General features: G+C 65.8%; 12 protein-coding genes. 7 read left to right on the top strand and 5 right to left on the bottom strand.

Annotated features, from left to right (window positions below; genetic code table 11):
- Positions 1-1,111 (bottom strand): adenosylmethionine--8-amino-7-oxononanoate transaminase (locus AC1DSN_RS11215; RefSeq protein ID WP_477330709.1); only part of this gene is annotated, 1,111 nt, incomplete at its 3' end.
- A 56-nt stretch (positions 1,112-1,167) separates the two neighbouring features.
- Between AC1DSN_RS11215 and gspN the strand changes: the two genes are divergently transcribed.
- From gspN to mazG, 5 genes are read left to right on the top strand one after another with little or no spacing between them, the layout of a single operon-like run.
- Positions 1,168-1,944, top strand: a complete 777-nt coding sequence (gene gspN / locus AC1DSN_RS11210; protein WP_213948625.1) for a type II secretion system protein N — start codon at positions 1,168-1,170, stop codon at positions 1,942-1,944.
- Entirely contained in the window at positions 1,941-2,729 is a 789-nt protein-coding gene (locus AC1DSN_RS11205; RefSeq protein WP_477293681.1) for an inositol monophosphatase family protein, read from the top strand. Before gspN ends, AC1DSN_RS11205 begins: the two co-directional genes overlap by 4 nt.
- Positions 2,726-3,283 (top strand): ADP compounds hydrolase NudE, encoded by a 558-nt coding sequence (gene nudE, locus AC1DSN_RS11200; RefSeq protein WP_213948627.1) that lies wholly within the window; start codon positions 2,726-2,728, stop codon positions 3,281-3,283. Before AC1DSN_RS11205 ends, nudE begins: the two co-directional genes overlap by 4 nt.
- Positions 3,280-4,101 (top strand): 3'(2'),5'-bisphosphate nucleotidase CysQ, encoded by an 822-nt coding sequence (gene cysQ, locus AC1DSN_RS11195; protein ID WP_063573408.1) that lies wholly within the window; start codon positions 3,280-3,282, stop codon positions 4,099-4,101. Before nudE ends, cysQ begins: the two co-directional genes overlap by 4 nt.
- On the top strand, positions 4,062-4,889 hold the full coding sequence (gene mazG, locus AC1DSN_RS11190) for a nucleoside triphosphate pyrophosphohydrolase (protein WP_477330711.1): 828 nt from the start codon (positions 4,062-4,064) through the stop codon (positions 4,887-4,889). Before cysQ ends, mazG begins: the two co-directional genes overlap by 40 nt.
- A 206-nt stretch (positions 4,890-5,095) precedes the next feature.
- On the opposite strand, the gene AC1DSN_RS11185 is transcribed toward mazG, so the two are convergent.
- Positions 5,096-5,656, bottom strand: a complete 561-nt coding sequence (locus tag AC1DSN_RS11185) for a hypothetical protein (RefSeq protein ID WP_477293686.1) — start codon at positions 5,654-5,656, stop codon at positions 5,096-5,098.
- Between the two features lie 170 nt (positions 5,657-5,826).
- Here AC1DSN_RS11185 and AC1DSN_RS11180 point away from each other — a divergent pair, with 170 nt between their 5' ends.
- Together AC1DSN_RS11180 and AC1DSN_RS11175 are read left to right on the top strand one after the other, a co-directional pair.
- Positions 5,827-6,597: a GIN domain-containing protein gene (locus AC1DSN_RS11180; protein WP_477330707.1), complete on the top strand. Its 771-nt coding sequence runs from the start codon at positions 5,827-5,829 to the stop codon at positions 6,595-6,597.
- 98 nt (positions 6,598-6,695) lie between these two features.
- A complete protein-coding gene (locus AC1DSN_RS11175; RefSeq protein WP_477330705.1) occupies positions 6,696-7,799 on the top strand; it encodes an SLC13 family permease in 1,104 nt (367 codons plus the stop codon).
- Positions 7,800-7,922: 123 nt separating this feature from the next.
- Here AC1DSN_RS11175 and AC1DSN_RS11170 read toward each other — a convergent pair whose 3' ends face one another.
- The 3 genes from AC1DSN_RS11170 to AC1DSN_RS11160 form a co-directional block, all read right to left on the bottom strand.
- Positions 7,923-9,206 (bottom strand): polyhydroxyalkanoate depolymerase, encoded by a 1,284-nt coding sequence (locus tag AC1DSN_RS11170; RefSeq protein ID WP_477330703.1) that lies wholly within the window; start codon positions 9,204-9,206, stop codon positions 7,923-7,925.
- 80 nt (positions 9,207-9,286) lie between these two features.
- Positions 9,287-10,051, bottom strand: a complete 765-nt coding sequence (locus tag AC1DSN_RS11165) for a class I SAM-dependent methyltransferase (protein WP_063573338.1) — start codon at positions 10,049-10,051, stop codon at positions 9,287-9,289.
- A gap of 30 nt (positions 10,052-10,081) precedes the next feature.
- On the bottom strand, positions 10,082-12,210 hold a 2,129-nt coding region (locus AC1DSN_RS11160), incomplete at its 5' end, for a xanthine dehydrogenase family protein molybdopterin-binding subunit (RefSeq protein ID WP_477330701.1).

Raw genomic sequence — 12,210 nt, 5'->3', positions numbered from 1 at the left:
GTCGTACGTCGGCCACGTGGGGATGGTCGACCAGCGGGGCGATCCGCTTTGCCATATGGGCGGCGATCACGCGGTTGCGCTCGAGCACGGGGTCGTCGCGGAAGATATTCATCGTGGCCGTGGCAGCGCGACAGGCCAGTGGATTGCCGGTATAGCTGTGCGAATGCAGGAAGGCCTTGCCCGCCGCGTACTCGGCGTAAAAGGCCTGGTAGACGTCATTCGTTGTGACCACCGCCGAAAGCGGCATGAAGCCACCTGTCAGGCCCTTGGACAGGCACATGAAGTCCGGCGAGATACCGGCCTGCTCGCAGGCGAACAGCGTGCCGGTGCGGCCGAAGCCCACGGCGATTTCGTCGGCGATGAAGTGCACCTGGAACTCATCGCAGAGGGCGCGCAGGCCCGTGAGGTAGGAGGCGTCGTACATGCGCATGCCGCCGGCGCACTGAACCAGTGGCTCGACGATCACCGCGCAGGTTTCGTGCGCATGCCGTTCGAGCAGGGCGCGCATTTCGCCAAGGCGCCGCGCTGCGATTTCTTTCGGGGTTTCGCCCGGCTCGCCTTCGTAGGTGTCGGGGGAGGGCGCCAGTTCCGGGGTCAACAGCAACGGCGCATAGGTCTTGCGGTACAGCGCCACGTCGCTGACCGAGAGCGCACCTAGCGTCTCACCGTGGTAGCTGCCGGTGAGGGCGATGAAGCGGGTCTTCTCGCCGTGGCCCTGGTTGAGCCAGTAGTGGAAGCTCATCTTCAGCGCCACTTCGACGGCCGCCGAGCCGTTGTCGGCGAGGAAAACCCGGTCCAGGCCCTTCGGTGTGATACGGACCAGTTCCTCGGCCAGTTCCACCGCCGGTTCATGCGTGAAGCCGGCGAAGATCACGTGCTCGAGGCGATCCAGCTGGTCTTTCAGGGCCGCCGCGATCCGCGGCTCCGCGTGGCCGAACAGGTTGGTCCACCAGGAGCTGACGGCGTCCAGATAGCGTTTGCCGTCCGCGCCGACCAGCCACGCCCCTTCACCGCGTACCACGGGTACCATGGGCAGGGTTTCGTGGTCGTGCATCTGGGTGCACGGGTGCCAGAGGACGGAGAGGTCGCGCGCGACAAGGGCATCGGTCATCCGCCCATGATCGCCCCCTGCGGCCTTGTCCTCAAGTCGAGAGGTGAGGTGATCGTTTGAAGTGGTTTCGTCGGATCGGCCTGGTTGTCGTCCTGCTGGCGTTCGCTGCCGGTCTGTTCTACTGGTTCATGCCTGCTGGCGTGGCCACGTCGCTTCTCGCCCGCCGGGCACACGGGTTCGTCCTCGACGATGTCTCCGGCACCGTGTGGGACGGCCGGGCTGGCAAGGTCACCACGATCGACGGGCGCGAGCTGGGCGCCCTGACCTGGCACCTGGGCCGTGATGCCATCCTCGGCCGCACCCATCTGGATATGAACCTCGATGGACGTGCCGGCCGGTTCCAGGGGCACCTCGAACGGCCCGACGCGGACCACATGATCTGGACTGGTGTCGACTTCCGTCTGGACGCCACGGCCCTGAGTGGTCCCGCGCTGCCGCCGGAGCTGGTTCCGGTCGGTGTGATCGAAGGCAAGGTGCCGCGCGCCGAACTGCAGGGCAACTGGCCGGTCGCGCTGGATGCCGACATCCTCTGGAAGGCCGCCGCCGTGAAAACGCCCGAAGGCCACATCGCCCTGGGTGCCATCGCGTTGAAAGCCGGTAGCCAGGGCGGCATCCTGCGCGCGACGCTTGCCGATGACGGCCAGGGGTCGTTGTTGGTTCATGCCGCGCTCGCCGCGACGCCACTTGGCTGGCGACTCGATGGCCGGCTGGTGCCGCGCATCGAGGACACCGCGCTTTCCCATCTCATTGCGCGTTTCGGTCCCCTGGGTCGCGACGGTGCCGTCAACCTCCAACGCAAGGCAGGGCTCGCGCCCTCGATCATCACGCCATGACCGACACTCTCGACAAGGCGCTCGCCGCCGCGCGCGACGCCGCCGGCGCGGCCGCCGACATCATCCTGCATTACTGGCGCACGGGCGTCGACGTTATCGTCAAGGGTGACGATACCCCGGTGACCATCGCCGACCGTGAAGCGGAAATGGCCATCCGCGGCATCCTCGCCAAAGCCCTTCCCGACGCAGGCATTTACGGCGAGGAGTACGGTGCCGACGATACGTCGCGCGACTATCTGTGGCTGGTCGACCCGCTCGATGGCACCAAGAGCTTTGTTCGCCGCACGCCGTTCTTCTCGACCCAGATCGCGCTGATGCATCGGGGCGAGCTCGTGCTCGGCGTCTCCTCGGCGCCCGTCTATGGCGAGCGCATGTGGGCCGTGCGCGGACGCGGTGCCTGGCTCGATGGTGAGCCAGTGCGCGTCGCGGCGACGGCATCGATGGCGGAGGCGTCGATCTCGACGGGCAACGTGAAGACGCTGACCGCCGATGCCCGCTGGCATGCATTGGGCAGCATGATTCGCGAAAGCAATCGCATTCGCGGCTATGGCGACTTCTGCCATTACCATCTTCTCGCACGCGGCGGTCTCGATCTCGTGATCGAGTCTGATGTGAACATCCTCGATATCGCCGCACTGGCCGTCATCGTGCGCGAGGCTGGTGGTGTTTTCACCGATATCGACGGGGCCGCCCTGGGCCTGGAAACGCGCGGCGTGCTTGCCGGCACACCCGCCATCCATGCCGCGGCACTCGCGAGACTGACCGGCGCTACAATCGACCGATGAACAAACGTCCGAAAATCCTGGCGACGCGTGATGCACCCGACAGCCATTTCCGCCGCGTGGAAGAGGTGGACCTGGAGTTCTCCAACGGAGAGCGCCGCACTTACCAGCGCCTCAAGGGGGGTGGATTCGGTGCCGTGCTGATCGTTGCCATGCGCGACCCGGAAACCGTGCTGCTCGTACGCGAGTACGGCGTCGGCGTGGACCGTTACGAACTCGGCGTGCCCAAAGGCCGGCTCGATCGCGACGAAACCGCTGAGCAGGGCGCGGACCGCGAGTTGAAGGAAGAAGTCGGATTCGGCGCACGCAAGCTGAAGATCCTCGGCACGCTGTCGCTGTCGCCGTCGTATATGACGCACCTGGGTTATGTGGTGCTGGCTGAGGACCTCTACCCGGAGCGTCTGCAGGGCGACGAACCCGAGGAGCTGGAGGTCGTGCCCTGGCGCATGGACAACCTGCACGAGCTGCTAGCCCGTGACGATGTCACCGAAGGGCGTTCGATCGCCGCCCTCTTCATGGCCCGCGAGTATCTCGCCGGTCGCTACAAGCCGACGTGACCGCCGCGCCCTGCGCCCGTTGGCTCGATCCTGTCTGCGCGATCGCGCAGCGGGCCGCCGAGGCGATCCTGGCCGTCTACGCCCAGGACTTCGAGGTCATCTGCAAGGACGACAACTCGCCGGTCACTGCTGCCGACCTTGCCGCGCAGCGCGTGATCGAAGAAGGCTTGCGTGAACTCGCACCCGGCATACCGGTGATTTCCGAAGAAGCGCTGGCCGCGCCCTGGTCTGAACGACGCACGTGGCGCCGCTATTGGCTGGTCGACCCGCTCGACGGTACGCGCGAGTTCGTCAAGCGCAACGGCGAGTTCAGCGTGAACATCGCCCTGATCGAAGATCATCGCCCCGTGCTCGGCGTGGTGCTGGCGCCGGTCACCGGCGATCTGTACGCCGCGGCGAGTGGCTGCGGCGCCTGGCGTCAAAGCACGCCCACCTCCGAACGGGTCGCGATACATGCCCGGCAGGCCGGTAGCCTGCTCCGCGTCACCGGCAGCCGTTCGCATGCGGGTGTTCGCGCGGCCACGTTGCTCGACCGTCTGGGCGAACACGAAACCTTCGCGCTCGGTTCCTCGCTGAAGTTCTGCGTCATTGCGCGCGGCGACGCGGATATCTATCTGCGCCTGGGCGCGACTTCGGAATGGGATACCGCCGCTGCCCAGTGTGTCCTCGAGGAGGCCGGCGGTGCGGTACTCGATCTGGCCGGCCGGCCGTTCCGATACAACACACGCGATTCACTGATCAATCCCGAATTCATTGCCTGCGGCGACACGTCGATCGACTGGGCCGGGCGACTTATCGATCCGGAGGACGCCGCGTGACGCGACCGGTGGACGAACTCATCGCCATCATGGCGCGCCTGCGCGATCCTGAGAACGGCTGCCCGTGGGACGTGAAGCAGAGCTTCGCAACCATCGCGCCGTACACCATCGAGGAAGCGTACGAAGTTGCCGATGCGATCGACCGCAACGACATGACCGACCTGCGCGACGAGCTGGGCGATCTGCTGCTGCAGGTGGTCTTCCACTCGCGCATGGCCGAGGAAGCAGGGCATTTCGCTTTCGGCGACGTTGTCGCGGGAATTTGCGACAAGATGGTCCGCCGCCATCCGCACGTGTTCGAAGACGTGAGGCATGAAAGCCTCGCGGCGCAGTCTCGCGACTGGGACCGGCTTAAGGCTGAAGAGCGCGCCGCGAAGGGCGGTGAAGACACCAGCGCGTTGGCTGGCATTTCGCATGGCCTGCCGGAATGGCAGCGCGCGGTGAAATTGCAGAAGCGCGCAGCTAACGTCGGCTTTGACTGGCCCGACCATCGTCCGGTATTGGACAAGATGGCGGAAGAGATTGAAGAGGTACGGCACGAGTTCGACAACGGCGCCGATGAAGAACGGCTTGCCGACGAGATCGGCGACGTGTTGTTCGTCGCAGCGAATCTTGCGCGGCATGCGAAGGTGGATGTGTCGCGTGCATTGCGCGGGGCGAACGCCAAGTTCGAGCGTCGGTTTCGCGCGATGGAGGCAATCGCGGCGAGCGAGGGGCGGTTGCTTGCGTCGTATCCGCTGGACGAGCAGGAGGCGTTGTGGGTTCGGGTGAAGCGCGAGGGTGTTTGATTGCTGGCGCGAGCACCCATCGCCGCTGAAGCGGCTCCCACATGACGCATCGCCGCTGAAGCGGCTCCCACATGACGCATCGCCGCTGAAGCGGCTACCACAGGGAGCCTGCGCGCCGCTCTTGTGGGAGCCGCTTCAGCGGCGATGGTTGCTCGTAATGACGCACGAAAAAACGGGGCCGGAGGGCCCCGTTTCCGTCTGACGATTTACTTGCTGCTAGCAGCCGGCGCAGCTGCCGCACGCTGCTGCATACGCGCCTTGAACGCTTCCATGTCTTGGTGACGCTTCTGGTCCTGCGCGAGGTTCTCGTCGAGGCTCTTGCGCAGCGTCGAGATCGCGGCGTCCACGTTCGTCGGCTGCATCTGAGCACGGGCGAGGTGGCGATAGGCGTAGTCGCGCACGCGCGGGTTCTGCGACTTGGCGAGGACTTCGTTGTACAGCGCCGGCAATTCCTTGCTGCGGCCGGTCAGGACGTAGAGGCGCTCGAGGCTGTGCAGGTCGCCGATGACGCCGCCCTGCTCCTTGCCGTGGCCGTGCCTGGCCCACTCGCCGCGGCCGTGCTCACCACCACGACCGTCCTGGCCGTCATGGCCCCACTGGCCGCCATGACCCCATTTCGGGCCCTGTCCAGCAGGGGCGCCCGCCTGGGCGGAGCGTGCGGTCGGAGCCGACGGGGTCTGGGGGGCGGAATCCTGCGCGAACGCGAAGGCGGTGGAGCCGGCGAGGAGCAGGGAAGCGGCACTGGCGATCAGGGTCTTGCGTTGCATAGGTTGTCTCCCGGTTAGGTGGTGCACGGGGAAAAACGTGCCGCCTCGCCACCGGTTGACCGGTTCGTTGCCGCCCGGTCAGCTTCGTGTGAAGAAATGAGAAGGTTGCAACCTTTTTCGGGCGGCCGGCATCCATCACTGGTACACCGAATCACTACCGGAGCAAAATCATGCGCCACCTGATCCTCGCCGCCCTTTTGTTGGCGCCGGCCGCCGCCATGGCCGACAGCAGCGACTGCAAGTTTCACGCTGACCGCAACCTCGATCTGAATCTCTCCGGCGCGCGCAGCGTGACCTTCGTCACTAACGCGTACGATCTTCGCGTGCAAGGGACCGCGCCCGCAGGTAAGGGCACCGTGCGTGGTAAGGCCTGCGCGTCCAGCCAGGACGTCCTGGACACGCTGGTGGTGACTCAGCGTCGCGAGGGCGACACCCTCCTGGTCGAGTTGACCGACAATCGAGAGGGTCACTGGAGCTTCGGCCACAGCTACAGCGATCTGAAGGTCGATGCGGCCGTGCCGTCGTCCATTCCGGTCATCATCAATGTCGGTTCGGGTGAGGCGAAGGCGCGTGGTCTGGCGACGCTTGAAAGCTCGGTGGGTTCGGGCGAGCTCGAGGCGCATGACATCAAGGGTGCTTTCAGCGCGACGGTCGGCTCCGGCGAAGTGAAGATCGACAACACCGGTGCCGTCAATGTCAGCACGGTCGGCTCCGGCTCGTTCACTGCATCAGGCGTCAGCGGCGGGGTTCACGTCGCCACCGTGGGTTCGGGCGAAGCGAAGCTTCGCGACATCACCGGTGACGTTTCCGTAGGAACGGTCGGCTCCGGCGAGATCGATGTCGACGGCGTTAAGGGTAACCTCACCGTCAACACGAAGGGCAGTGGCGACGTGTCCCAGCGTGGCGTGACCGRCAAGGTCGACGTTCCGCGCGATCGCTGAGGCGCGAGTTCCATCGTTCCGCCGCATCGTCGGGGCCTGCACGCCCCGGCGACGCGGACACCCGATATGATCCCGTCCTGACTAGCGGGATCCTATTCATGACGTGGTTACCCGAATCGTTGCGCGCCCTGCGTCGCGACGTCTTCTTTCTCGTACTTCTGGCGGTGTTGGTCCTCCTGGCGATCGCCAAGCCGTCGCGCATCCCCGATTGGCCGTCGCTTGTGGACTGGCCGACCATCGCCGCGCTGGCCGGTCTGCTCCTGTTGACCAAAGCCGTTGAATCCAGTGGCGCGCTCAACGTCGCAGGCCACTGGCTGATCGAACGGACATCCACACGTCGCGTGGCCGCGCTCGGCCTGGTCGCCGCGACAGCACTGTTGTCGATGTTTCTCACCAATGACGTCTCATTGTTCGTCATGGTGCCGCTCACCCTGAGCATGTGCCGTATCGCGCGCATGCCCGCGACCCGCCTTGTCGTGTTCGAGGCGCTCGCGGTGAATGCGGGATCCATGCTCACGCCGATCGGCAACCCGCAGAACCTGTTCCTCTGGCAGCAGTGGAACAACGGATTCGGTGCCTTCATCTGGGCGATGCTGCCGCTGGTGGCGATCACGCTTGTGCTGTTGCTGGTGGTCACGGCGCTCGCCTTCCCTGGCGAGGCGCTTCAGGTGCACGAAGAAMGCGAAGAGCGCGTCGACCGGCACATGCTGATCGTCGCCGCGGCGCTCTATGTGCCTTTCCTGATCCTGGCGGACCTGCATCATGCGGCGTGGGGTCTGCTCGGTGTGCTGGCCGTGTTTCTCGTCTTCCGTCGTCGCATCGTCGCTAGCATCGACTGGGGTCTGCTGTTGACCTTCGTGCTGATGTTCATCGACCTGCGGATGCTTGCCGGACTCGATGCGGTGAAGCAGTTTCTTGGCGGACTCGCACTGGAGCAACCCGCCCACCTCTACGCAACAGGCGCACTTGCCTCGCAGGTTGTCAGCAATGTGCCGGCAGCGATCCTGCTCGCGGAGTATTCAAAGGACTGGCGCACGATTGCCTGGGGGGTGAACGCGGGCGGCTTCGGTTTCGTGCTGGGCTCGCTGGCGAACCTGATCGCCTTGCGGCTGCTCGGTGAGCGTAAGGCGTGGGCCACGTTCCATCTCTGGTCGCTGCCGTTTTTCGTCGTAATCGGGTTGATCGGCTGGGCGTTGCTGTAACGCGGGCGCCGCGCGGGCCTGCTCTTTGTAGGAGCCGATTCATCGGCGATCCCGCGCCAGCGGGCCAGGGTGCCGCGAGCACCCAATCGCCGATGAATCGGCTCCTACAAGATCAAAAGCTCATCAAGCCTTGCGGTTGCCGTGGGCGCCGGTGTTGCTGTTGCCCTTGTCGAACTTCGCGATGAAGTCGCGGACATCGGGGTAGACCACGTCGCGCCAGCGGCGGCCGCTGAAGATGCCGTAGTGACCGGCGCCTTCCACGGTGATGTGCTTCTTGAGCTTCTTCGGGATGCCCTTGCACAGGCCGTGCGCGGCTTCGGTCTGACCGAGACCGGAGATATCGTCGAGCTCGCCTTCGATGGTGAGCAGGGCGGTGTTCTTGATCTTCGCCGGCAGGACACGTTCGCCGTGCACGTCCCACGTGCCCATCGGCAGGCGATGTTCCTGGAATACGGTTTCGATGGTGTCGAGGTAATACTCGGCCGGCATGTCGAGCACGGCGTTGTACTCGTCGTAGAACTTGCGATGCTGCTCGGCGTCGTCGAGGTCGCCCTTGCGCAGGTTCTCGTAGAAGTCCCAATGCGACATGACGTGGCGGCTGGGGTTCATCGCCAGGAAGCCCGCATGCTGCAGGAAGCCCGGATAGACCTCGCGACCGGCACCGGGGTACTGATACGGCACCTTGTGGATCAGCTGGTTGCGGAACCACGACAGCGGTCGCGTCGTCGCCAGGTTGTCCACGCTGGTCGGGCTCTTGCGTGTGTCGATCGGGCCACCCATGAGGGTGAGCGTCAGCGGCGTATCTTCACCGCGAGCGGCCATCAGCGAGACGGCGGCGAGCACCGGCACGGTGGGCTGGCACACCGAAACCACGTGCGCGCGATGCACACCGACGTGGCGGATGAACTCTTCGACATAGGAAACGTAGTCCGCCAGCGAGAACGAACCTTCGTCGGTGGGGATCATGCGCGCGTCGACCCAGTCGGTGATGTACACCTTGTGGTCGCGCAGCAGCGTGCGCACCGTGTCGCGTAGCAGGGTGGAGTGGTGGCCCGACAGCGGCGCCACGACCAGCACGGCGGGATCGTTCTTCATGCGATCGACCGTGGCCTGATCGTCGGAGAAGCGCTTGAAGCGCTTCAGCGTACAGAACGGCTTGGCCATGGCGACCTGCTCCACGATGGCGACATCGTGACCGTGCGCGTGGACCGTATGGATGCCGAACTCGGGCTTTTCGTACGCCTTGCCCAGCCGGAACATGAGCTCGTACCCGGCAGCGGCGCGGTCGGCGCCAGGCATGCGGGCAAACGGGCTGGCGACATCGCCAAACATCTTCGCACTCGCTTCAGCCCAGTAGGTCAGGGGGCTGAGCATCGAGCGTTGGAATTCGTGCATGAGATAGAGCATGCATGGTCCAGGGGGCGGGGAGGTGGCGCATCATAACCACTTGCGCCGCGTCATGTGTAAAGCCCCTGTTTTTGCTCGATTTAAACGCCGGCCTTGCGGCAGACCAGCAGAACTTCGTCTACGCCCGGCGCCGGCGCGAAGCCCGGCGTGAAGGCCAGGGCCTTCTGGAAACGCACGCCAAGGGGCATGAAAACCTTGTTGTACCACCACATGGCGCGGGCTCGCTGATTGGTCAGGTACCACTGGCCCAGGTCGAGCAGCTTCGAGGATTTGGGCTGCATGCCGTAGACGGCGCTGCGTTCGATGGTGAAGCCGTGCCGCGCCAGCAGTGCCCGGATGGCCTCGGGCTCGTAGCGACGGTAATGGCCGACGAAGTCGTCGAAGGCGGTCCAGGCCTCGGGATGGAGGGGCACCGAGAGCAGCAGCCGGGCGCCAGGCTCGGCCACACGAGCGAGTTCGCCCAGGGCCCCTTCGTCATCCACTACGTGCTCGAGAATGTCGAAGGCGCAGACGAAGTCGAAACTGCCGTCCCGGAAAGGCAGCGCGCCGATCATGGCGTTGGCGACCTTCGCGCCATGCCGGGAGAGCTCCGCCAAGGCCGGTCGGCTGAGGTCGACGAACTGGGTATCCGCCAGCGGAAGCCGCGGGCGCAGGCCCGGTGCGACTTCGAGCCGCCGGCTGGTCTGCGCCGTCAGTTCCGCCACCAGCGGCCAGGTATTGAAACGCTCCGGTGCGAACAGCTTCGCTTCCGACCAGAGCGCGTCATAGAAGCGCTTGTTGCTGCCGATCAGGTCGGCATCGGTGCGTGGGGCAGGCGGGCCCGAGGTAAAGGATGCAGCGGTCATGCGGTACCTCGGGCGGTGAAAAGCGATGGATCAGCGCAGGCGGGCAAATTCGCGAAGAAGCGGCAGGCGACGCACGCGCACGGCCGTGGCTCGAAACACCGCATTTGCCAGCGCCGGTGCCGCCGAGGGTACGCCGATCACGCTGGCGCCGGTGGGCTCCGCCGTTGACGGCACGATGACCGTCTCGATCTCGTAGGGCAGCGGTTGCGTGGTGGCGATCGGGTAGTCGTGGAAGCCGGTCTGCTGCACCTTACCGTCCTTGACCGTGATGGCGAGGTTCAGGGCGGTGGAAAGCGCATCCATCGTCGCGCCCTGCAACTGCGCTTCGAGACCGAGGGGATTGATGGCGCGGCCGACATCGGCCACGCAGACCACGCGGTGGATGTCGATGCCGTCGGCCGTGGGAGCCACTTCAATCGCGTGTGCCACGTAGGCGCCGAAAACGTAGGCACAGGCGATGCCCAGGCCGTTTTCGCTGCGCAGCCAGCGGCTCCAGTCGATCTTGTCGGCCGCCAGCTTGAGCACGTTGGCCAGGCGCGCGGTGTCGATCGGACCGCCGCGGCCGCTATACGGCAACTGGCGGGCGTCGCCGAGCATGGCGAGGCGGAAATCGAGCGGATTGGCCTTGACCGCGTGGGCCAGTTCGTCGATGAAACTTTCCGAGGCGAAGGTGGGCGTCACGTGCGGTGAGCCGCGCCATTCGCCTCGTGAAAGCTTCGAATCGAGCGGATACCAGTCGCTGCGGAAGTTCGGCACCAGGCCGGCCGGCAGGGCGTCGGCGACCAGTTCCGACTGCCACAGGCGATTGTCGGGCGTGGCCCGGCCGACGAGGGCGGACGGGCTGGCCATGCGCTGGTGCCATCCGATGACTTTCTTGCCCTTGTCGAGCGAGGCATTGAGGCGATGCACGGCCATCGGCCGGTAATAGTCGCGAGCGAGGTCGTCATCGCGGGTCCAGAGGACCTTCAGCGGGCGATTGCGGATCGCATCGTCTTTTTTGGCGAGGGCGATGGCCATCGCCTCGGCGATGTAATCCTGCTCGAGCCGGCGACCGAAACCGCCGCCGCCGCGCGGGACCTGGATGTCGATCTGGTCCGGGCGGAAACCGGTCATCCGCTGCACCACCGTGTAAACCTGGCGCGGCGACTGGGTCGCGGCGATCACGGTCACGCTGGTGTCCGGATCGAGGCGAACGACACAGTTAGGCGTTTCCGCCGTCGCATGCGCCACCCACGGCTGAAAATACGTCGCCTCGAGAGCCCGCGCCGCTTTCTTGCGTGCGCTGGCGATGTCGCCGTCTTCGCGCACGATGGTGGGCGTGCCGACGTCGTCGCCGAAGAGATCCAGCGCCTTCTGTTCCAGCACGGAAGCAGAGGGTTCCGGGGCGTCGCCGGCCTTCCAGGTCGCCTTGAGCGCGGCGCGGCCGGCGAGTGCCGACCAGGTGTCCTGGGCCAGCACGGCCAGCGCCGGCGCCTGCGCGGTCATACCTTGCGTTTGCCCCTGTTCGGGCGTGATGTCGATGACGGCATAGACGCCGTTGATGGCCTTTGCCGCGTCGCGGTCCGCCGTGTCGAGCGTGCCGCCGGGGTAGGGGCACCGGGCGATCACGGCGATCACGGGATTGCCGACGCTGTCGTCCAGCGCGTAGCGCAGCGAGCCCGTCACCACGGCCTTGGCGTCTACGTCGCCCGCCGGCTGGCCGATCAGCGTGTAGCGTTCGGGCTGTTTGAGCGGCGGCAGGGTCGTGGGCGCGTCGATGCCGGCGGCGGCCGCGGCGAGATCGGCGTAGGAAATGGTGCGACCGTCCGCAGCAACGGCTATGCCGTTCTCGCCGCGAAGTTGGTCGGCGGGCACGCCGAGGCGCCGTGCAGCGGCCTGCAGCAACAGCCACCGTGCCAATGCGCCGGCCTGACGCAGGTCGGCCCAGGCGGCGGGAATACTGGTGGCGTCGCCGCTGCGCTGGCGACCGTAGGTGAAACGCGGCTCGCCGTTACCCTGTTCTACCCCGAGCCCGAGCGGCTCGACGACGACGAGGCTCCAGTCGGCGCTCATTTCTTCGGCGATGATCCGCGCCAGCGATGTCGACGTGCCTTCCCCGTTGTCCGGGTCGCGTACGCCAATGAAGATACGGCCGTCCGCGGCCACGCGCAGGTACGGGC

It is taken from the genome of Luteibacter sp. P4_D7_3 (genome assembly GCF_056401735.1).
The sequence above is the reverse complement of the archived record's forward strand: the minus strand, read 5'-3'. Positions and strand labels throughout refer to the sequence as shown.